Annotated in this window: 22 protein-coding genes; 6 read left to right on the forward strand and 16 right to left on the reverse strand. The window is 70.6% G+C overall.

Annotated elements, in window-relative coordinates; all coding sequences use genetic code 11:
* Positions 1-2: 2 nt before the first annotated feature.
* Positions 3-413 (forward strand): hypothetical protein, encoded by a 411-nt coding sequence (locus tag AMYNI_RS0116485; protein WP_020669125.1) that lies wholly within the window; start codon positions 3-5, stop codon positions 411-413.
* Positions 410-1,984, forward strand: a complete 1,575-nt coding sequence (locus AMYNI_RS0116490; protein ID WP_020669126.1) for a multicopper oxidase family protein — start codon at positions 410-412, stop codon at positions 1,982-1,984. Before AMYNI_RS0116485 ends, AMYNI_RS0116490 begins: the two co-directional genes overlap by 4 nt.
* Before the next feature lie 171 nt (positions 1,985-2,155).
* On the opposite strand, the gene AMYNI_RS0116500 is transcribed toward AMYNI_RS0116490, so the two are convergent.
* Complete coding sequence (locus AMYNI_RS0116500) at positions 2,156-2,527, reverse strand: YdeI/OmpD-associated family protein (protein WP_020669127.1); 372 nt, start codon at positions 2,525-2,527, stop codon at positions 2,156-2,158.
* Complete coding sequence (locus tag AMYNI_RS50130; RefSeq protein WP_020669128.1) at positions 2,524-2,679, reverse strand: VOC family protein; 156 nt, start codon at positions 2,677-2,679, stop codon at positions 2,524-2,526. Before AMYNI_RS50130 ends, AMYNI_RS0116500 begins: the two co-directional genes overlap by 4 nt.
* Before the next feature lie 86 nt (positions 2,680-2,765).
* On the opposite strand from AMYNI_RS50130, the gene AMYNI_RS0116510 reads away from it, so the two are divergent.
* On the forward strand, positions 2,766-3,737 hold the full coding sequence (locus AMYNI_RS0116510) for a helix-turn-helix transcriptional regulator (RefSeq protein WP_026360539.1): 972 nt from the start codon (positions 2,766-2,768) through the stop codon (positions 3,735-3,737).
* Positions 3,738-3,782: 45 nt separating this feature from the next.
* Here AMYNI_RS0116510 and dnaB read toward each other — a convergent pair whose 3' ends face one another.
* The 12 genes from dnaB to AMYNI_RS0116570 all read right to left on the reverse strand — a co-directional run bounded on the left by dnaB (position 3,783) and on the right by AMYNI_RS0116570 (position 13,726).
* Positions 3,783-5,192 (reverse strand): replicative DNA helicase, encoded by a 1,410-nt coding sequence (gene dnaB / locus AMYNI_RS0116515; protein WP_026360540.1) that lies wholly within the window; start codon positions 5,190-5,192, stop codon positions 3,783-3,785.
* Between the two features lie 494 nt (positions 5,193-5,686).
* Positions 5,687-6,478, reverse strand: coding sequence for an ESX secretion-associated protein EspG (locus AMYNI_RS0116520; RefSeq protein WP_020669131.1), 792 nt, complete (start codon positions 6,476-6,478; stop codon positions 5,687-5,689).
* Positions 6,479-6,522: 44 nt separating this feature from the next.
* On the reverse strand, positions 6,523-7,923 hold the full coding sequence (locus AMYNI_RS0116525; RefSeq protein ID WP_020669132.1) for a PPE domain-containing protein: 1,401 nt from the start codon (positions 7,921-7,923) through the stop codon (positions 6,523-6,525).
* 6 nt (positions 7,924-7,929) lie between these two features.
* On the reverse strand, positions 7,930-8,529 hold the full coding sequence (locus AMYNI_RS0116530; protein WP_020669133.1) for a DUF3558 domain-containing protein: 600 nt from the start codon (positions 8,527-8,529) through the stop codon (positions 7,930-7,932).
* A gap of 2 nt (positions 8,530-8,531) precedes the next feature.
* The gene (locus AMYNI_RS0116535) at positions 8,532-8,939 is read right to left on the reverse strand and encodes a hypothetical protein (RefSeq protein ID WP_020669134.1); all 408 of its coding nucleotides are present in this window, start codon (positions 8,937-8,939) and stop codon (positions 8,532-8,534) included.
* Positions 8,940-9,095: 156 nt separating this feature from the next.
* The gene (gene rplI / locus AMYNI_RS0116540; protein WP_020669135.1) at positions 9,096-9,554 is read right to left on the reverse strand and encodes a 50S ribosomal protein L9; all 459 of its coding nucleotides are present in this window, start codon (positions 9,552-9,554) and stop codon (positions 9,096-9,098) included.
* Between the two features lie 12 nt (positions 9,555-9,566).
* The gene (gene rpsR / locus AMYNI_RS0116545; protein ID WP_020669136.1) at positions 9,567-9,815 is read right to left on the reverse strand and encodes a 30S ribosomal protein S18; all 249 of its coding nucleotides are present in this window, start codon (positions 9,813-9,815) and stop codon (positions 9,567-9,569) included.
* Between the two features lie 56 nt (positions 9,816-9,871).
* Complete coding sequence (locus AMYNI_RS0116550; protein ID WP_020669137.1) at positions 9,872-10,369, reverse strand: single-stranded DNA-binding protein; 498 nt, start codon at positions 10,367-10,369, stop codon at positions 9,872-9,874.
* 10 nt (positions 10,370-10,379) lie between these two features.
* Complete coding sequence (gene rpsF, locus AMYNI_RS0116555) at positions 10,380-10,727, reverse strand: 30S ribosomal protein S6 (RefSeq protein WP_211225492.1); 348 nt, start codon at positions 10,725-10,727, stop codon at positions 10,380-10,382.
* A 105-nt stretch (positions 10,728-10,832) separates the two neighbouring features.
* Positions 10,833-11,741 (reverse strand): hypothetical protein, encoded by a 909-nt coding sequence (locus AMYNI_RS0116560; RefSeq protein WP_020669139.1) that lies wholly within the window; start codon positions 11,739-11,741, stop codon positions 10,833-10,835.
* Positions 11,742-11,827: 86 nt separating this feature from the next.
* Positions 11,828-12,727 (reverse strand): hypothetical protein, encoded by a 900-nt coding sequence (locus AMYNI_RS0116565; protein WP_026360543.1) that lies wholly within the window; start codon positions 12,725-12,727, stop codon positions 11,828-11,830.
* A 138-nt stretch (positions 12,728-12,865) separates the two neighbouring features.
* Positions 12,866-13,726, reverse strand: a complete 861-nt coding sequence (locus AMYNI_RS0116570; protein WP_026360544.1) for a hypothetical protein — start codon at positions 13,724-13,726, stop codon at positions 12,866-12,868.
* Positions 13,727-13,841: 115 nt separating this feature from the next.
* Between AMYNI_RS0116570 and AMYNI_RS0116575 the strand changes: the two genes are divergently transcribed.
* Both AMYNI_RS0116575 and AMYNI_RS44700 read left to right on the forward strand, forming a co-directional pair.
* The gene (locus tag AMYNI_RS0116575; RefSeq protein ID WP_020669141.1) at positions 13,842-14,618 is read left to right on the forward strand and encodes a deoxyribonuclease IV; all 777 of its coding nucleotides are present in this window, start codon (positions 13,842-13,844) and stop codon (positions 14,616-14,618) included.
* Positions 14,615-15,940 carry a glycosyltransferase family 87 protein gene (locus AMYNI_RS44700; protein ID WP_020669142.1) on the forward strand — a complete coding sequence of 442 codons (1,326 nt, stop codon included), beginning with the start codon at positions 14,615-14,617 and terminating at the stop codon, positions 15,938-15,940. The genes AMYNI_RS0116575 and AMYNI_RS44700 overlap by 4 nt, the downstream gene beginning before the upstream one ends.
* Here the strand turns inward: AMYNI_RS44700 and AMYNI_RS0116585 are convergent.
* Both AMYNI_RS0116585 and AMYNI_RS0116590 read right to left on the reverse strand, forming a co-directional pair.
* A complete protein-coding gene (locus tag AMYNI_RS0116585; protein ID WP_020669143.1) occupies positions 15,894-17,462 on the reverse strand; it encodes a glycosyltransferase family 87 protein in 1,569 nt (522 codons plus the stop codon). The genes AMYNI_RS44700 and AMYNI_RS0116585 overlap by 47 nt on opposite strands.
* Positions 17,463-17,508: 46 nt before the next feature.
* A complete protein-coding gene (locus AMYNI_RS0116590; protein WP_040405778.1) occupies positions 17,509-18,588 on the reverse strand; it encodes an ROK family transcriptional regulator in 1,080 nt (359 codons plus the stop codon).
* A gap of 57 nt (positions 18,589-18,645) precedes the next feature.
* On the opposite strand from AMYNI_RS0116590, the gene AMYNI_RS0116595 reads away from it, so the two are divergent.
* Positions 18,646-19,707 (forward strand): Gfo/Idh/MocA family protein, encoded by a 1,062-nt coding sequence (locus tag AMYNI_RS0116595; protein ID WP_157357374.1) that lies wholly within the window; start codon positions 18,646-18,648, stop codon positions 19,705-19,707.
* Positions 19,708-19,712: the final 5 nt, after the last annotated feature.

A 19,712-nucleotide genomic window follows, 5' to 3' on the forward strand; every position in this document is an offset into this window, starting at 1 on the left:
CGATGGCTGGGGCGATCGAGACCGAGGAGGCGCCTCCGCGGGTGCCCGGACGGAGGCTGCTGGGGGTGGTGCGCGGGTTCATCACGGTGCATGTCGTCGCGATCTTCGCCCAGCCGGTGTTCGCCGGCAGCTACCTGGTCGGCGACTACGACATGCTGGCGCTGCACGCACTCGGCGCCGACCTGGTCAGCTACCTCGGGCTGGCGCAGCTGGTGCCGACCGCGCTGCTCTGGCGGCGCGGTGGCCCGCGCTGGCCGTTCTGGGCGAGCCTGGTGTTGATCCTCGGCGAGACCGGCCAGTACTTCGCCGGCCTCGCCGGTGCGCTGGACCTGCACGTCCCGCTGGGCGTCGCGCTGGTCACCTGCGCGTCGATCATGCTGTTCGCGATCTGGCGGACCGGAGCACGGCGATGAGCGGGCTGTCCCGGCGCCGGTTCCTCGGCCTTACCGGCGGCGCGGGCGCACTGGTCGTCGCCGGGCTCGCCGGGCCACGCCTGTTCAGGTCGGCCGCGGCCACCGGCGAACTGCTCACCAGCGAAGTGCCGCTGCCGGCGCCGTTCGGAGTGCCGCTGCCGATCCCGGCGGTGCTGACCCCGGTCTCGCGGGACGTGGACGCGGACCGGTACGAAATCGTCCAGCGGCCGGCCACCGCGGAGATACTGCCCGGGCTGCGCACCCCGATCTGGGGCTACCAGGGCACTTTCCCCGGGCCGACCATCGAGTCGCGCAGCGGTAGGACGGCGATCGTCCGACACCGCAACGAACTCCCGGTGCCGACCGTGGTCCACCTGCACGGCGGCCGCACCCCACCGGAGTCCGACGGCTACACCACCGACCTGGTGCTGCCAGCCGACGGCTCGTACTCGGTGCGTTCCCACGGCGGACATTCGGACATGCACGACCCGGACGCGAAGATCACCCATGGCGAGCGGGACTACGTGTACCCGTTGCAGCAGAAGGCATCCGCGCTCTGGTACCACGATCACCGGATGGACTTCACCGGGCCGGCCGTTTACCGCGGACTGGCCGGTTTCCACCTGGTCCGGGACGAGGAGGAGGACGCGCTGCCGCTGCCGCACGGCGAGCGGGAGCTGCCGTTGATGATCACCGACCGGGCGTTCGCCGCGGACGGCTCGATGCACTACCCGTCCGTGGACCGGTCGCTGAAGACCGTGCCCGGCGTCGAGGAGCCCTACGTCGAAGGGGTGCTCGGCGACGTGATCCTGGTGAACGGTGCGCCGTGGCCGGTGGCCGAGGTGTCCGCGACCAGGCACCGGCTGCGGGTGCTCAACGCGTCCAACGCCCGCCGCTACGACCTCGCGCTCGACCCGCCACCGCCGGGCGGCCAGGCGTTCACGCAGATCGGCTCGGACCAGGGCCTGCTGGACGCGCCGCGGGTGCACGAGCACCTGCCGATCGCCCCGGCCGAACGGTACGACCTGGTGGTGGACTTCGGCCGGTACCCGGTCGGCACCGAGGTCACCCTGGTCAACCGGCTCGGCACCGGATCGACCGCGCAGGTGATGCGGTTCCGCGTCGCCCGCAGCGGCATCGAGGACAGCCACATCCCGGACCGGCTCGCCGAAATCGAGCCGCTCGACCGGGCGCAGGCGACCGTGACCAGGGAGTTCTCCTTCCGCGGCGGGCAGGTCGACGGCCGGCACGGCTGGACCATCGACGGCAAGCCGTACTCGCCGACCCGGATCGACGCCCGGCCACGGCTCGGCGACGTGGAGATCTGGCGTTTCGTGGTGGACCTGCACCATCCGATCCACCTGCACCTGGTGAACTTCCTGGTGCTCTCCCGCGGCGGCCGCGAGCCGGGGCCGTTCGACGCCGGCCGCAAGGACACCGTGGACCTGCGCCCCGGCGAGGCGGTGGAGGTGATCGCCAGGTTCGACGGTTACCGCGGCCGGTACATGTTCCACTGCCACAACGTCGAGCACGAGGACATGGGCATGATGGGCAACTTCGAAACGGTCTGAGCACTGGACCGCTCGAACCACCGAAGGAGAGTGCCGCATGCGACCGGAACCAGGCCAGGTACTGCATTTCTCCGAAGATCCCACGATCACACGCTTCGTCGCGGTCGTCTTCACCCACTGACGTCGGCATCCGCCTGGCCGACCGGCGACCAGAGGCGCTGAGCGCGCCATTCAGAGCTGCAGCGGTGCGGGCCAGCGCCCTGTCCGCTTGGCCAGGTCGATCTGGGCCTGGCCGGCCGGGCGCATGAGGGCCGCGGCGATGAGTTTCTCGGCGCGGGCGCGGTTGATCTGGCTCCAGTTGCTGCGCGGGCGGCGTGGGGTGAAGCGGAGGTAGAAGCTCTCGGCGTCGCGCTTTCTGGCGTGGCTGTCGATCCAGCCGAAGCACAGGGCCTGCTCGACGGCCTCGGGCACCAGGATGCTCGGAGTGGGACTGCGCTTGTGGTAGATGATCAGCCAGATGGCGCGTTGCGAGGCGGCGTGCTCGTCGAGCCAGGCGCGCCAGTCGGTCGCGGTCCGCGCGTGCAGGTCGGGTTCGCCGTTCATCGCTGCTGCCCCATGATCTCGGCGAACAGCGGGTTGTAGATGACGGCGAGGATGTTGCCGAAGGGGTACGGCTCGATGCCCAGCAGTTCGGCGTACCAGCGCTTGGCCGCGTCGAGGTCGTCGGCGAAGACGGTGGCCATTCCCTGCAGCATTGGGTGCTCCTTGTCGTTGTTGGTCAAGCCAGCATCGCGGTCAAAGTGCTCACCAACTGATCACTTTGTTTGACACACTTGTCGACATGCGTGCGGATCGACTAGTGGCGGCCCTGCTGGTGCTGCAGTCGCGGGTCCAGGTGACCGCGGCTGAGCTGGCCGAGGAGCTGGAGGTGTCGGTGGCGACCGCGCGGCGGGACCTGGAGGCGCTGTCGGCGGCGGGCATCCCGGTGTACCCGCAGGCCGGGCGGGGTGGCGGATGGTCGCTGCTGGGTGGGGCCCGGACGGACCTGACCGGGCTGAACGCGACCGAGGCGCAGGCGTTGTTCCTGCTGCTCGGGCCGGCGGCGTCGGCGGCACCGGACATCCGCTCGGCGCTGCGCAAGCTGGTGCGGGCGCTGCCCGGCACGTTCCGCGCGGACGCCGAGGCGGCGAGGGAGGCCGTCGTGGTGGATCCGACGCGGTGGAGCGAGCCGGACCGGGCGCGGCCGGAGCTGGTCGACGCGCTGCAGGCGGCCGTGATCCGGCGGCGCCGGGTGCGGCTGGAATACGCGAACCGGACGCGGCAGCGCAGCGAGCGGGTGGTGGACCCGTGGGGCCTGGTCGACAAGGACGACATCTGGTACCTGGTGGCCGGCACGGAGAAAGGGCAGCGGACGTTCCGGGTGGACCGGATCGTCGACGCGACCGTGACCGATGAGCCTGCCCGCCGGCCGGCCGATTTCGACCTGTCCCGTGCCTGGGGCGAGGTGGTCGAGCACGTGGAGGCGCAGCGCTCGCTGACCTGGGCGACCGTGCTGGTCGATGCCGCGCGGGCGTGGGTGCTGAGCGGGCAGTTCGGGCGGCACTGCGAGGTCGAGGCCACGCTCGAGGACGGCCGGGCCCGGGTGCGGCTCGCCGCGCCGACCCCGCTCATGATCGCCCAGCACCTCGCCGGGTGGGGCGCCGCGATCGAGGTGCTCGACCCGAAGCCGGTGCGCGCCGAGCTGGCCCGGATCGGGGCCGAGCTCACCGGCCGCTACCCGGACGAGTCCACGGCCGGAACTCCTCCGGGTTGACGACCGCCCGAACGGCCGACAGCTGAAGTCGCTACGAAGAACGCCTCAGGTCTGCGCCAGGTCGGCGAACCGGCTGTAGTGCAGCTGGTGCGCGACGACCACCGTGCTGGTCGGGCCGGCACGGTGCTTGGCCAGGATCAGGTCCGCCTCGCCGGCGCGCGGGTCGTCCCGCTCCCAGGCATCCGGCCGGTTGATCAGCAGCACGATGTCCGCGTCCTGCTCCAGCGAACCGGACTCACGCAGGTCGGAGAGCATCGGGCGCTTGTCCGTCCGCTGTTCCGGACCACGGTTCAGCTGGCTGATCGCGATCACCGGCACCTCGATCTCCTTGGCCAGCAGCTTGAGCTGCCGGGAGAACTCGGAGACCTCCTGCTGCCGGGACTCGACCCGCTTGCCCGAAGTCATCAGCTGGAGGTAGTCGACCACCACCAGGCGGAGGTCGTTGCGCTGCTTGAGCCGCCGCGCCTTCGCCCTGATCTCCATCATGGTCATGTTCGGCGAGTCGTCCACGAACAGCGGTGCCTCGGAGATCTCGCTCATCCGCCTGGCCAGCCTGGTCCAGTCGTCGTCGGTCATCCGGCCACCGCGCATGTCCGCCAGCCGGATCCTGGCTTCGGCGGAGAGCATGCGCATCACGATCTCGGTGCGGCTCATTTCCAGCGAGAAGATCACGCTGGTCAGGCCGTGCTTGATGGAGGCGGATCTGGCGAAGTCCAGGCCAAGCGTCGACTTGCCGACACCCGGTCGGGCGGCCACGATCACCATCTGCCCGGCGTGCAGGCCGTTGGTCACCTCGTCCAGGTCCATGAACCCGGTCGGGATGCCCTGCGCCGATCCGCCGCGCGAGGCGATCGCGTCGATCTCGTCCATGGTCGGCTGGAGCAGCTCTTCCAGCGCGATGTAGTCCTCGCTGGTGCGGCGCTCGGTGACGTCGTAGATGGCCGCCTGCGCGCGGTCCACCACCTCGTCGATATTGGCGCCGTCGCTGGCGTTCGCGCCGTAGCCGTACTGCACGATCCGGGTGCCCGCCTCGACCAGCCGGCGCAGCACGGCCTTCTCCGCGACGATTTCCGCGTAGTAGCCGGCGTTCGCGGCGGTGGGCACGGTGGCGATCAGCGTGTGCAGGTACGGCGCGCCGCCCACCCGGCCGAGCTCGCCGCGGCGTTCCAGCTCCGCGGACACGGTGATCGGGTCGGCCGGCTCGCCGCGGCCGTAGAGGTCCAGCACGCAGTCGTAGACCGCCTGGTGCTTCGGCAGGTAGAAGTCGCCCGGCCCGAGCGCCTCGATCACGTCCGCGATGGCGTCCTTGGACAGCAGCATGCCGCCGAGCACCGACTGCTCGGCGGCGATGTCCTGTGGCGGTTGGCGGTCGTACTCGCCCGCCCGGGGGCCCGGGTCGCCTGGACCGGGGTCTTCCGGGGGGAACAAGGGACTGCGGTCGTCGGTCAGCGCCACCGCCGCGGACACCTCCTCATGATGCGAACACCAGTTCGATTATGCCGGATCTTCGCCCGGCATGCGGTCGTTTCCGGTCGGCGTTTCGCCGTGAGCCGGCACACCCGCAGGCCTCTGCGGATCCCCGGAACGGACCTGTGGACGGACACGGATCGTCCACACCAGGCGGGACGCTAGATCGCCCGGAAGGTGTAGTGCAAACCTGGCTGGGGACCAGCCTGTGCACTACCTGTGGATGAATCGGGACAACTAATCACATGATTCGGATCCCCTGTGTACAACCTGGGGACAACAACTGCGAGGCGGGATAAAAAGCCTGGTCAAACCCTGTGAGCAAGCTGGGGACAGATTTGTCAAAACTCGCCCGGCGTGTCGTGGCGGGGTGCCCGCTCGGCGTGTCGCGCCCCGGCCGGCCGGCTCGGCGGCGAACTGCCTGTGGATGAATGCTACGGAGGGTAGACGCGTCGCTCGCTAGGCCGTGTGAGTGGACGGCCTCAGGACGGTGCGAGCTTGCCCTGCGCGTTCCGTAGCCGGTCGCCGAGTAGCTCGGCGGTGGCCGGGGTGAACACGATGGACGGCTCGCCGCTGCCCGGAACTTCCTCCATCAGCCAGCGTCCTTCGACGGTGTCGATGAAGTTCAGCGGCCGCTGGATCCGGGTCCTGCCCCCGGCCCGGTCGCGCGCCGCCACGTACAGGCTGCCGGCGCCGATTCGCTTCGCCCCCATGATCCGCTGGATCCGCTCGCCCGCCGGTTGCCCGGTGGCCTGCGGCGCGCCCTGCAGGACCGAAAAGCCGTCCTCGGCGGGCCGGGCGCGGCCGGTGGTGAACTCGGTCTTGCCGACGGCGAGCGGCTCGCCGTCACCTGGCCGGCATTTCGGGAGCTGGTTGAGGAAGCCGCGCAGCAGCTCCTCCGGGCGTTCCGGCGCGACGACCACCACCTCGTCGCCGACCGTGCGCAGCAGCACGAACGCGCCGCCGCCGGCACTACCGGCGTACACCGTGAAGTTGGCGGGCGCGTCGGGGAATTCGCCTTCGAACCAGCCGTAGTACTCCAGCTCCGGCTTGGCGATCGCTTCGACCGTGGCGATGAGGCCGCGGTCCATGCCGCGCGCGGTCAGCAGCCCGTGCTCGGTGAGCACGGCGTTCACCTGCTCGTCGAGCTCGCGGCTCGCCTCGGCGCTGTACCAGGTTGGCGTGCTCGCCAGCGTGTTGTGCGGTTCGCCGCCCCTGCGCTTGATCAGGTTGAGCAGGGTGGGCGTGGTGAACTTCAACTGCCTGTCGAGCACGGTGTTCCCTGGGGTTGGTCCGGAGCGGGTTTGCTGGTGACGATCTACTCGCCGATGACCGGCGGCGCGGTCAGCTCGTCGGTGCCGAAGATCTCGTTGGGATCTTCGCCGACCAGGAACTTCGCCTGACGGTCCTCGTCCTCGCTGCCCTTGCCGCGACCGGCGCCACCCATGGCGCCCATCCCGCCCATGGCACCCATGCCGCCACGGCCGGCCGCGGCGGCGCCACCTGGCCCGGCGCCCATGCCACCCGGCTTGCCGGCACCCGCGGGCGGCGCGCCGGAACCGGTGGCCGAGCCGCCGCCGGGGCCGAAACCGCCGGCGCCGTAGCTTCCGCCTGGCCCGAAACCACCCGAGCCACCCGAGCCGGTGCCGCCCGGCCCGAATCCGCCGGAACCTCCGGTGCCGCCCGGCCCGAAACCACTGCTGTCGAAGGTGGGCGGGGTGTAGTTCGAGGCGCCGGTCGAATCGTCGAAGCGCGGCAGGTCCGGGCGCGGCAGGTCCGGCCTTGGCAGGTCGGGCCGCGGCATGTCCGGGCGGGGAACGTTGGTACCGGGCAGATCCGGGCGCGGCAGGTCACCGCGCGGCAGATCGCCGGGCTTCGGGTAGTCGGGCTTGGGCATCGGGGGCATGCCGCCCGGTGCCGGGCCGCCGCCGATCGGCGGCATCCCACCGGGACCACCGGGTCCGCCAGGGCCGGGCCCGCCAGGACCGCCGGGCCCGCCAGGACCTCCGGGCTCGGGCCCCGGCTTGCCGGGATCCTTGCCGGGATCGTCGTCGGAGAAGCGGTTGCCGTCCCAGGCGCTGTAGCGCGGCATCCCGGCCGCGTTCTCGGAGCTCTCCTTGAAGTACTGGTTGAAGGCGTCGATGTTGGTCTGGCCCTGCTTGTTGTACTTCTCGATCTCCTCGTCGGTGTCGCTGAACGGGTTCACCGAGTCCCAGAACCCGCTCTCCGGCGGCTTCTGCGCGATCTCCTGCACCTTCGGCTTCACGGTGTCGAAGGACTCGGCCTGCGCGCCGAGGTAGCGCCCGCTGTTGTCGAGGTTCTTCGACGAGTCCTTGAGCCAGGTCTCCAGCGGGTGCGCGCCGGCCTGCGCGGCCGCCGAAGCGTTGCCCTGCCAGGCGGCGTCCATCTCCTTGTTCAGCGCCGCGACCTGGTCGACCCTGGCCTGGTGCGTCTTCGCGAGCTCCTTCGCGGCGCCGTGGCCCTGATGCAGGGACGCGGATCCTTCGCCGCCGGTGATCTGCTCCCACACCTGGCGCGCGTCGATCGACCGGTTGCCGAACTGCGCCTTGTGCTGCTCGGCTTCCTCACCGCCGGAGAAAAGACCGACCAGGCCGCCGACCACCGCGCCGACGGCGGTGCCGACGCCCGGCACCACGGAACCGATCACCGCACCGGTGGCGGCACCCTTGGCGGCACCGGTCAGCGAGTCATTCGCCACGGCAGTTCATCCCCTCAGGTTCTCGACCATCGCGGTGGCGGCCCGCTGGGCCACCGGGCACGGGTTGGTCTTGTTCTGGCCGAACGAGATCTGCGCGCCGACGCTGACCGCGAGCTGATCGGTCGCGCCGACCCAGAGCACGCAGGTGCCGCTCGGCCTGGCGTCCAGGTTGCTGGTGTAGACGGCCGGCTGACCGCCGATCTGCACCGGCTCGAAGTAGGCGCTCTGCGGTTTGGTGAAGTAGATGTCGTCCAGGCCGCCCTTGTTCGCGGTGACCGCCTGGATGGTGATGGTGTTGTTCCGGTCGCTCGCCGAGCGCCACCGGCATTGCGGCCCGGTCGCGGTCTGCGAGCTCTGCGGGTCGACCATGCCGATCTCGGTGGTCTGCGCCGCGGACAACGCGTCGCACGGTCGGTTGAGCAGGGCGTCGGTGGGCAGCGGGGTGGACACCCGTGGTGCTTCCGAAGGCCCGGTCGCGGACGACGACTGCGCGGGCGGCGCCGAAGTGGTGTTCGGCGTGCCGGCCACCTCGCCGCCGCCGGAGCAGGCGGCGAGCAGGGCGGCCGACGCGGCGAGCCCGAGTGCGCCCAGCAGGGTCCGTGCCATGTTCAAAACCCCTGCCCCTGCTTCTGCACGGCCTGCACGGCGTCGTCTTCTCCTTGCTGCAGCCCCTTCTGGGCACTTTCCAGCGCGCTGATGTAGTTCTGCACGTACTGGATCATCCGCTCGTTCTGCTCCAGCAGCGTCTGGCCGGACGGGTTCGCGACCTTGACGAAGTCGCCGCTGGCGAACTCCTCGCCCGGCGCCCGCACCTTGGCCACCATCTCCGCCTGGTACCGGTCCTTGGTCAGCTCGTCCAGCAGATCGCGCCATTTGGTGATCACGGCGCCGACCTGTTCCGGCTCGAACTTGAAACCACCGGGCTGGCCGCCGGTGCCGACCTGGATCGGGGGTGGCGGGGGCACGTCCTTCAACGTGTCCGTCGCCGCCACCACCTGCTGCCCTGGCTGAGTCATCTGCGAGATTCCCCTTTTCGTCCAACCCGCTGTTCGGACGATAGCGCGCCGTGCCCGGTTCCCCGCCGGAATCCCTCCGATCGGTACGGACCGGAAACAGGGCCCCTTCCTGGTGTGGAAGGGGCCCTGCCAGTGGTTTTCGCCGGTTTTCGCCGGTTACTGCTTCGGCTTGACCTCGAGCCGGATACCGGCCTGGACGTCCGGGTGCAGCCGGGCGTTGACCTGGTGCTTGCCCACGGTCTTGATGTGCTCGCGCAGCTCGATCACGCGCTTGTCGAGCAGCGGACCGCCGGCGGCCTTCACGGCCGACACGATGTCACCGGTGGTCACCGAGCCGAACAGCTTCTTCGAGCCCTCGGCGGCCTTGGCGAACAGCTGGATGGTCTCCAGCGACTCCAGGGTCGCCTTGACCTCCTTGGCGTGGTCGAGGTCGCGGATGCGGCGACCTTCCTGCGCCCGGCGGATGGTCCGCACGTTCTTCTCCGCGCCCTTGGAGGACGGGATGGCGTAGCCGCGCGGCAGCAGGTAGTTGCGCGCGTAGCCGTCCTTGACCTCGACGATGTCGCCGGGGCCGCCGAGGTTCGCCACGTCGGTGGTCAGAATGATCTTGGCCATTGGCTTACCTCCTTAGCGGGCGGTCGAGGTGTAGGGCAGCAGTGCCATTTCGCGGGAGTTCTTGACCGCGATGGCGATGTCGCGCTGGTGCTGGCTGCAGTTGCCGGTGACCCGGCGGGCGCGGATCTTGCCTCGGTCCGAGATGTACTTGCGGAGAAGGTTGGTGTCCTTGTAGTCGATCGACTCCGGACGGCCCTTCTTCTCGGCCTTGCAGAACACGCAGACCTTCTTCTTCGGCTTGCGAATGGGTGGCTTGGCCACGATTGACTCCTGGGATCCTCAAAAAGTGGTTGTGTGTCGCGTCTGAAAAGGGTTCGTCAGAACGGGGGCTCGTCGGAGAAACCGCCGCCGCCACCGCTGCTCGCGGCCGGTGCGGAACCCCACGGGTCGTCGGCGGGCGCACTGTTCCCGCCGCCGCCACCACCGAAACCGCCGCCGCCACCGCTGCCCCGGCTCACCTTGTTCACCTTGGCCGTGGCGTAGCGCAGCGAGGGCCCGATCTCTTCCACTTCGAGCTCGACGACGGTGCGCTTTTCGCCCTCTTTGGTCTCGAACGAACGCTGCTTGAGCCTGCCCTGCACGACGACCCTGGCCCCACGGGTGAGGCTCTCCGCGACGTTCTCCGCCGCCTGCCGCCAGATGTTGCAGCGCAGGAACAGCGCCTCGCCGTCCTTCCACTCCCCCGACTGCTTGTCGAACATGCGGGGGGTGGACGCGACGGTGAAGTTCGCGACCGCAGCGCCGGACGGGGTGAAACGCAGCTCGGGGTCGGCGGTCAGGTTGCCGATCACCGTGATGACCGTGTCTCCAGCCATGGCCGCCGCCTCAGACCTTCGCGGCCGGCTTGGCCGCGGGCTTCCGCAGCTTGCGGGAACCGGGCTTGGGGGCCTCGCGCCGCATCACCTTGGTGCGCAGCACGGTCTCCTGCAGGGACAGCTGCCGGTCGAGCTCCTTGACGGCTTCCACCGAGGAGTTCAGGTCGAGCAGCACGTAGATGCCCTCGGCGTGCTTGGCGATCTCGTAGGACAGCCGCCGCCGGCCCCACACGTCGACCTTCTCAACGCTGCCGCCGGACGTGCGGATCACGTTGAGGAACGTGTCCAGCGTCGGGGCGACCGTGCGCTCGTCGAGCGTGGGATCGAGGATGACCATTACCTCGTAATGGCGTGACACAACCACTCACCTCCTGTGGGCTCGCGGCCACGGACTGTCCGTGGCAGGAGGGTTTGTCCCGCCAAGCGTAACCGGAGGGACCGACAGTCCCGCTCCCGGCCCTGCTCAGGTCCTGCGCAGCACCCAGGTGCGGACCAGCGCGGCGGTCACCCCGGCCAGCGCGACCACGGCGAGCAGCATGGGCAGCTGCACGGTGTTCGAGGAGGATGCGGGTGCGGCCAGCGCGTCGGCCTGGCCGGCGTTGCGCACGTCCGCCTGGCCGCTGGTGTTGTCGGTGCCGAGGATGCCGAACTCCGGGGACTGCTGGCCCGGCATCGGGGCACCGGCCGGGTACCGCGCGCCGGGCGGCAGCGCGACACCGGGCACAGCGGCCGGGATGTTGCCGTAGTCCCGCGGCGGGGCGATACCGGTGCCGCCGGTACCGAGCGACACGCCGGGCAGGCCGGTACCGGTGCCGCCGTTCGCCGAGCCGGGGCTGTTCGAGGGGCTGCCGGTCGTGCTGGGGGTGTTCGGCGTCGGGACGCTGTAGTTGCTGGCGAAGGTGTTCAGCCCGCAGGCTGCGGTCACCGTGTCCCGGATCACCTTCCGGGTGTCGCTCTTGGTCTGGTCGAGCACGCCGAGCCCGTTCGCGTTGCCGAGGGCCTGCACCACGGCGTCGCCGACGGCCTGGCCAGCCACGTTCCCGCTGGCGCCCTCCGGGATCTGGCCGACCGGGATGGCGCCCTTGCTCTCGATGGCCTTCCCCAGCTCTTCCGGGTGCACGGTGAGGAAGGTGAGCGCGTTGACGTTCTTCTGCGCGCCCTGGCGCACCAGGCTCTTCAGCGCGGGACCGTTCACCGCGACCTGGTCGCCCATGCTGCCGATCACCGAGCCGGAGCAGCCATCCGCGAGCACCGTGCTGGCCGAGGCGGTGCCGCCGGTCAGCAGGATGCCGCCGGTGAACAGCGCCGCGAGCGCGGTCGCGGTCACCGCCCGGGATGCGTTCTTGGCAAGTTCGGCGCGTCGAATCCGCACGAGCGAGTTCCTTCGGTCGGGGCGGGCAGGCAGGGCTCTATTGGTTCAAGCTCTATTGGATCAACGAGCCGGCTGTGCCGAAGATACTAGTCAGTAATTCGCCGCAGTACCCAGGTGCGCACCAAACCCGCGCTTACTCCGGACAGCGCGAGTACCGCGAGCAGCAGCGGAAGGCCGGTGCTGTCCCCGAGTCCGCCCGAATTCGCGGGCAGTGCCTCCGCGTTTCCCGCATTCTGGACGCCGTTCGCCGGTGCCTTTCGCGCGTCTTGGCCGAGAATGCCGAACTCGGGGGCGTAGCCGGGGACCTGACCGCCGTAGCGGACGCCGGGTGCGGGGGAGAAAAGCCCGGCGGTGGCGAAAGGAAGTCCGTTGTAGCTGCGCATCGGGGCGTAGCCGAACGAGCCGGGCAGCCCGGCGAAGGTGAACGGGGTGCCGCCGTAGACCTCGCTGTTCGGTGCCGGGATGAAGGAGTCCGGCGCGGAGCCGCCGATCGGGCCGGTCGCGCCGTCCGGCGGGGTCTGCGGCGGGCGCCCGTCAGCCGGCGGTTTCTCCGGTGCGGGTTTCTTGCCAGGGTTGAACGCCTTGCCCGCCGCCTCACCGACCGCCTTCGCGGTGTCGCCGACCGCTTTGTTCACCGCGCTGGCGCCGGACTCGGCCGGCGCGGCGGCGGCGTTCACCCCGGTCACGGTGACCGAGCAGAGCTTGGTCAGCAGGCTGCCGACCAGCGGCACGGCCTGGGACAGGGTCTTCGTGCCGAGCGAGATGAAGCCGAGGTCGAGTGCGGGCAGGGTGCCCTTCGGCAGGCCGAGCAGGCTGGACGGGTCGACCTTGATCTTGTCGCCCGGTGAGCCGGTGATGGTGCTGCCGCAGCTGCCGGTGAGTACCGCCGCTTCTGCCGGCGCGGGCACGGCCAGTGCGGCCGAGCCCGCCAGTACGAAGGCCGCCGCTCCGACCGCTGCCGTCTTACGTGCTCGACCCTGCGTCACCGTGCACCCTCCCAGCGCTTTCTGCTCTGGTACTCGCCCTCACCAGTGCACAACGACGCTAATCGCGTGCGGTGACGCGTGCCCACTCGAACCGGGGTGGCAAACGGGTGGAAACGTTGGTCACTCTGCGTCGCGGTTTTAGTTGGTCCGGCCGCGCATCCAGGAACGCACCAGCGCGGCGGCCACGATGGCCAGCGCGAGCACGGCCAGCAGCAGCGGCAGCCGGTCCTGCGCGTTCATCGGCGCGGGCAGTGCCTCCGCGGAGCCGGAGTCCTGCGCGATCACCGTCGGCGGCTGCTCCGGCACGCCGACCCCGGGTGCCACGGCGGGCGGCACCACGCCGGGGGCCACCACCGCCGGCGGCAGCGGGGGCAGCGGGGCGATGGCCGCGCCGGGGAACGGGAAGGACGCGATGATCGGCTCGACCGAGCCGTCGGTCCCGCCGACCACCGGGCCGAGCGAATCGTCACCGCCCGGCGGGATCTCGCCAGGAGGGTTCTCACCCGGCGGAATCGGAGTGCCGTTGTCCGGGGGCGGTGTGGGTGTCGGCGGTGTGGGCGGCTTCGGCTCGTCGCCGGGAGGCGCGGGCTGGTTGTCGTCCGGGGTCAGGTTCTGCAAGCCATCGCTCAGGCCGTTCACGGTGGGCTTGGCGACCTCGCAGACGCCGGTGGTGGCGTCGTTGACCACCGGCACCTTGTTCACGCCGAGCGCGTCCACGGTGTCGGACACCGGCAGCGACAGCAGCGGCTTGCCGTCCTCGCCACCACCGGCGGACTCGCTGCCGAGGCCGACGTCGAGCTGACCGGGCTGCCCGAGCAGCGCGCCCGCGTCGAGGGTGAGCGGCTTGCCGTCCTTGTCGTGCAGGGTGGCCGCGCAGTCGCCGTGCAGTGCCGGATCCGGGCCGGGAGCGGCGGAGGCGGGGAAGATCATCGCGGCGGAGAACGCCGCGGCGAAACCCAGTGCGATTCCCTGCTTGTTGCGGGTGACGTGCTTCCCCATGCGTTTGCCCTCCGGCATTTGGCCCAGTACGGCTCACGGAACGCGCCCACGGTACTCCACCAGCGTCACCGCGATGGCCACAACCGCGCAAATTCACTCCACTACCCTGATGCGAATGCAGATCGGTGCACATGTCCGAGACGACGACCCGCTAGCCGCCGCCCGCGACCGCGACGGGGAGGTGGTGCAGTTCTTCCTCGCCGATCCGCAGGGCTGGAAGGTCCCGGTCGCGCATCCGCAGACCGAGGAGCTGCTGGACTCCGACGTCGAGGTGTTCATCCACTCGCCATACGTGCTGAACGTGGCGTCGCTGAACAACCGGATCCGGATCCCGTCCAGGAAGGGCGTCGCACAGCACGCGAAGGCCGCGGCGACGGTCGGCGCGAAGGGCCTGGTCGTGCACGGCGGGCATGTGCGCAAGGACGAGGATCCGGTGAAGGGACTGGAGAACTGGCGCAAGCTGTTCGAGCGCCAGGCCGACCATGGCGGGTTCGACGTGCCGATCCTGATCGAGAACACCGCGGGCGGGGACAACGCGATGACCCGCGAGCTGGACATGATCGCCAGGCTGTGGGAGTACGTCGGCGAGTTCGGCGCCGGGTTCTGCCTGGACACCTGCCACGCCTTCGCGGCGGGCTGGGACCTGGACGACGCGGTCGGCCGGGTCAGGTCCATCACCGGCCGGATCGATCTGGTGCACCTGAACAACTCCCGCGACGAGTTCGGCTCCACCCGCGACCGGCACGCGAACGTCATCGGCGGTGACGGCACCATCGACCCGGAACAGCTGGTCGCGGTGGCGAAGGAGGCGGGTGCGCCGGTGGTGGTGGAAACCCCGGCCGAGGGGCAGGCCGCCGACATCAAGTTCGTCCGCGAGGCACTCGCGCGGTGACCAGGCGGCTCACCACCGGCGCGCTGCTGGTGCTGACGCTGCTCTGCGGGCTGACCTTGGCGCTCGGTTTCGCGAACAAGGACCGGTGCACCGGCCCGTTCTTCGACGAGCACGGCCGGAGCGCACCGGACTACGGGCAGCGCGGCAACGCCGACGTCTGCTACTCCGACATCCAGCACCTGTGGCTGGGCCGCGACGTCGACAAGCATGCTTTCCCCTATGTCGACGGCGGCCTCAACGAGCAGGGCAGGCTGGTCGGCGGCACCGTCGAATACCCGGTGCTGACCGGGATGCTGATCTGGGCGGGCGCGGCCTTCGCGAACACGGACGCCGGTTTCCTGTCGCTGTCCGCCATCCTGCTGGCGCCGTTCGGCCTGCTCACCGCCTGGTTGCTGGGCCGGATGGCCGGCTGGCGCGCGTTGTTGTGGGCGATCGGGCCGCCGCTGGTGCTCTACGCGTTCCACAACTGGGACCTGGCCGCGGCGGCCGCCACGGTAGCCGCGTTCGCCGTGCTGCTGACTTCGAACGGCACCCTGCGCCGGCGGGCGACCTGGGCCGCGGTGCTGCTCGGCGCCGGGTTCGCGCTGAAGCTGTATCCGGCCATTTTCGTGCCCCCGCTCGCCTTGTACGTGCTGACCGGCGGTGACGGCAGCAGAGCAGGCAGAGATGTGCGCGGTGCGCTGCGGGTGCTGGGTGCGGCGGCGGGTACCGCGCTGGCGGTGAACCTGCCGTTCGCGCTGGCCGGGTTCGACGGCTGGTGGGCGTCCTTCCGGTTCCAGGCCGACCGCGCGGTGGACCTGACCACGAACTCGGTGTGGTTCTGGGCGTTCCGGCCGGACTCCGACACCGACGACACCGGTTTCCAGGACCTGGTCGGGGTGGCATCACCGGTGTTGGTGCTGGCGTCGTTCGTGCTGGCCTGCGTGCTCGGCTGGCAGCGCTACCGACGTGAAGGCAGCTACCCGGTGCTCGCCGTCTCGGCCGCGATGCTGTGCGGTTTTCTGTTGCTGCACAAGGTGCATTCCCCGCAGTACACGCTGTGGCTGCTGCCCTTCTTCGTGCTGCTGCGGATCCGGCTCACCTGGGTGTTCGCTTATTTTGTCGCGGACCTGGCGATGGGCATCGGGATTTTCCGCTGGTACTCGGCGATCCAGACCACCGGCAAGGGCGGCATCTACGACGGTTTCGCCGCGCAGGCCGTGATGATCGGCGTCTGGGGCCGGGCCGCCCTGCTGGCCGCGCTGTTCTTCGCCTTCCTCGCCGCCAAACCCGCCGTTACCGCCTCGTCTCCGCAGGGTCGCGTGGAGAAGGGCGGCGGGTGAAGGGTTTGAGCACGAAGACGTCGGGGGCGCGGTCCAGCACTCCGCCCGCGGGGTCGTCGTCGCCGGCCACCCGGACCAGGTCCTTGGCCGGGGCGTAGATCTCGCGGACGACCAGCGCGCACAGCCCGAGCACGGCCAGGTCGCGCGCCACCACGGTGCCGAGGAACCAGCCCTCCGGCAGGCCCTTGCCGCTTTCGCCGAGGTAGTAGAACATCCGCGGCGCCCAGACCAGCGCGTCCAGCACCATCCAGCCGAGCAGCGGTTTCCAGCGCGGCACCGCCAGCACCGCCAGCGGTACCAGCCACAGCGAGTACTGCGGGCTCCACACCTTGTTGGTCAGCAGGAACGCGGCGACCACCAGGAAACCGAGCTGGCCGAGCCGCGGCCGGACCGGCGCGGTGAGCCCGACGTAGCCGATTCCCGCGCAGCAGAGCAGGAACAACAGCGCGCTGACGATGTTCAGCGCGGTCGGTGTCTCGCCGGTGCCGAGCACCCCGTCGAAACCTGACCAGCCGGAGAAGTACGAGATCACGTTGTACAGCGAGTCCGGGTCCATCGGGCGTTCGGTGTTGAGCCGGAAGAACTCGCCCCAGCCGTCCGGCAGGTTCACCGCGATCGGCAGGTTCACCGTCAGCCAGATACCGACCGCGGCGGCGGCCGCCTTGCCCCACTCGCGGAGCTTCCCGGCCCGCAGGCAGAGCACCAGCAACGGGCCGAGCAGGAACAACGGATAGAGCTTCGCCGCCGCACCGAGCCCGATCAGCAGCCCGGCCAACGCCGGTTTCCGTCTCGACCAGGCGAGCACCCCGGCCGCGGCGAAGGCGGCGGAAATGGTGTCGAAGTTGGTGAACGCGTGCACCAGCACCAGCGGTGATACGGCCACCAGCGCGGCGTCCCAAGGTCTGCGGCGCATGGTTCTGGCCACCGCCCACACGGTGACCAGCCAGGCGAGCGCGAGGAAGAACGCGGTGATGTTGAAGTACACCGCCACCGGCAGCGCGCCGGGCAGCCAGCCGGTGTCGGCGATGGACAGCCAGCCGTGCGTCAGCTTCGCGTTCACCCACTGGAAAAGCCCGGTCAGCACCGGGTATTCCATGTAGCGCTCCTGCGCCTGCGGGGTGCCCTCGTTCTCCACCCACTTGGTGGCGTACGGGAAGGTGTCCGGGTTGTTCAGCCGTTCCGCGCCGTAGAGCGGCACGATGTCGGAGTAGCACATCGCCACGTACGGCCGCCCGGACCGCCAGTCCAGCTCGGCCTCGCCCTGGTCGTTGGTGAACTGCTGGATGCAGGCGGCCTTGCCGAACCAGCTCAGCGTCAGGGTCAGTACCGCGAGCATCAGGCAGACCCGCAGCGGTGTCCAGAACCAGTGTCTGCCGATGGTCGCGTGTTCCCCGAGCGGCCCGCCGAGCGGACCGGAAGCCCCGGCGATGAAGGGCTCTTCGAGGCTCGGAGCGATGCGCTGCCGGGTGGACAGCGACACCGGCGCCGGCCGGTTCGTGGTGTGTTCGGTCGGGCTGGACACGGCCGGATGGTATCCGTGTCCCCGCGAACGCGAGGTGAGCCGCCGGTCACCCGGGCTCGGCGGCGTCCTCGTAGAACCCGGCGAGCACCTCGGCGGCGGCTCCTGCGGCCACCAGGTCCCGGCCGAGTTCGTCCAGGTCGAGCCGCACCCGCTGCCAGTGCGGCGACGGCAGGAGTTCGCCGAGCCGCGCCGCGACCGAGTCGCGGTACAGCTCCGGTGCGCCGCGCACCGCCCGGCCGGCCAGCACGATCCGTTCCAGGTCGAGCACCTGCACCAGATCGGCGAGGCCGATGCCGAGCAGCCGGGCCGCCTCCGCCGGATCGCCGCGGCCGGCGGCCGCGTTGTGCAGCACCTCGACGCAGCCGCGCCGGCCGCAGGCGCAGCGCGGGCCGTCGAAGGCGAGGGTGGTGTGCCCGAACTCGCCCGCGTTCGTGCGCGGCCCTCGGTAGACCGAGCCGTCGATCAGCAGCCCGGCGCCGATCCCGGTGCCGGCCAGCACCACCGCGGTGGCCGGCACCGGCCCGTCCGCGCGCCAGCCGTGCGCGAAGGCGGCCGCGTTGGAGTCCTTGTCCAGCAGCACCGGCAGCCCGACGGCTTCGGTGAGTCGGTCCCGCAGCGGAACCTCGCGCCAACCGGGCAGGTTGGTCGCGTCGCGCAGCACGCCGGTCCGGTGGTCCAGCGGGCCGAGCGCGCCGACCCCGATGCCGAGCAGGCCGTCCCCGTGCAGCCGGTGCGCGCACTCGCCGATTGCGGACACCGCTTCGGCCGGGGAGTAGCCGCGTGGCAGCGCGATGGAGGCGCGGGCCTGCACGTCGCCGAGCAGGTCGGTGCGGACCGCGTGCACCTCGTCGCGGTCCAGCTGCACGCCGATCGCACTGCGCGCGTCGGCCCTGATCGTCAGTCGTGTCCGCGGTTTGCCGACGCCCGCGGCCGGCTGCCGCTGTTCGGTGAGCACTCCGGCCGCCAGCAGTGCCGGCACGATCTTCGAGACGGCCTGCTGGGTGAGCCCGCTGCGCGCGGCCAACTCGATCCGGCTCAGCCCGCCGGCCCGGCGGATCTCGCCGAGCAGCAACGCGCTGTTGCGCCGGCGCAGGCCGCGCAGGTTCACCCCGGTCGCTCTCTCCACCCGGCTCAGCCTGCCACCGGGTAGCCTATTAATCAAAAGTGTTGTTTAATTGGCCGTATGACTGCTGCGGACCTTCGGGTGGCCATCCTCGGATACGGCATCGGCGGCCGGGTCTTCCACGCCCCGCTGGTGGCCGCCACCCCGGGACTGACCGTGGCCACCATCGTCACCGGGAACCCCGAGCGGGCCGGGCAGGCCAGGGCGGACTACCCGGAGGCCGAGGTGGTCGCCGACGCCGGGCAGGTCTTCGATGACACGGCCGGTCCGGCGGACCTGGTGGTGGTGAGCACGCCGAACCGCACCCATGTGCCGCTGGCCCTGCGCGCCATCGAGGCGGGCAAGGCGGTGGTGGTGGACAAGCCGTTCGCGCCAACCGCCGCCGAGGCCGAACGCGTGCTGCACGCCGCCGAGGCGGCCGGCACCGGGCTGACCGTGTTCCAGAACCGCCGGTTCGACTCGGACTTCCGCACGGTGCGCGCACTGCTGGCCGCCGGACGGCTCGGCGAGGTGTTCCGGTTCGAGTCGCGCTACGACCGCTGGCGGCCGGAACCGCGCGACAACTGGCGCGAGCACGGCGACCCGGCCGAGGCCGGCGGCCTGCTCTACGACCTCGGCGCGCATATCGTCGACCAGGCGCTGCAACTGTTCGGCCCGGTGGCCGAGGTGTACGCGGAGCTCGACCGGCGGCGGCCGGGAGTGCAGGTGGACGACGACACCTTCGTCGCGCTGCACCACGAAAACGGGGTGCGCTCGCACCTGTGGGCTTCCGCGCTGGCCGGCACGCTCAACCCGCGGTTCCGAGTGCTCGGCGACCGGGCGACCTTCACCAAGTACGGGCTGGACGTGCAGGAGCCGCAGGTGCTCGCCGGAAAGCGGCCGGGCGACCCCGGCTGGGGCGTGGAGCCGGAGTCCGACTCCGGGGTGCTCGGCGCGGGCTCGCACACCGAGCGCGTGCCCACCGAAACCGGTTGCTACGAACGTTTCTACGCCGAGGTGCGGGACGCGCTGCTCGGCAAGGGCGCTTTCCCGGTGGACCCGGCCGGCTCGGTGGCGACCCTTCGCGTCATCGAAGCCGCCCGCACTTCCGCCCTTACCCGCTCTGTCGTCACCCTGCCCTGAAAGCC

Origin of the sequence: Amycolatopsis nigrescens CSC17Ta-90 (genome assembly GCF_000384315.1) — a bacterium.
Taxonomy (GTDB): Bacteria; Actinomycetota; Actinomycetes; order Mycobacteriales; family Pseudonocardiaceae; genus Amycolatopsis; species Amycolatopsis nigrescens.

Bases quoted from the DNA above. Each gene is read 5' to 3' on its own strand.
- AMYNI_RS0116500 (WP_020669127.1), bottom strand. From the start codon at position 2,527: ATGAACGGCGAACCCGACCTGCACGCGCGGACCGCGACCGACTGGCGC.
- AMYNI_RS0116510 (WP_026360539.1), top strand. From the start codon at position 2,766: ATGCGTGCGGATCGACTAGTGGCGGCCCTGCTGGTGCTGCAGTCGCGG.
- AMYNI_RS0116535 (WP_020669134.1), bottom strand. From the start codon at position 8,939: ATGACTCAGCCAGGGCAGCAGGTGGTGGCGGCGACGGACACGTTGAAG.
- AMYNI_RS0116595 (WP_157357374.1), top strand. From the start codon at position 18,646: ATGACTGCTGCGGACCTTCGGGTGGCCATCCTCGGATACGGCATCGGC.
- AMYNI_RS0116550 (WP_020669137.1), bottom strand. From the start codon at position 10,369: ATGGCTGGAGACACGGTCATCACGGTGATCGGCAACCTGACCGCCGAC.
- AMYNI_RS0116575 (WP_020669141.1), top strand. From the start codon at position 13,842: ATGCAGATCGGTGCACATGTCCGAGACGACGACCCGCTAGCCGCCGCC.
- AMYNI_RS0116570 (WP_026360544.1), bottom strand. From the start codon at position 13,726: ATGGGGAAGCACGTCACCCGCAACAAGCAGGGAATCGCACTGGGTTTC.
- AMYNI_RS0116490 (WP_020669126.1), top strand. From the start codon at position 410: ATGAGCGGGCTGTCCCGGCGCCGGTTCCTCGGCCTTACCGGCGGCGCG.
- AMYNI_RS0116530 (WP_020669133.1), bottom strand. From the start codon at position 8,529: ATGGCACGGACCCTGCTGGGCGCACTCGGGCTCGCCGCGTCGGCCGCC.
- AMYNI_RS0116485 (WP_020669125.1), top strand. From the start codon at position 3: ATGGCTGGGGCGATCGAGACCGAGGAGGCGCCTCCGCGGGTGCCCGGA.
- AMYNI_RS50130 (WP_020669128.1), bottom strand. From the start codon at position 2,679: ATGCTGCAGGGAATGGCCACCGTCTTCGCCGACGACCTCGACGCGGCC.
- rplI (WP_020669135.1), bottom strand. From the start codon at position 9,554: ATGGCCAAGATCATTCTGACCACCGACGTGGCGAACCTCGGCGGCCCC.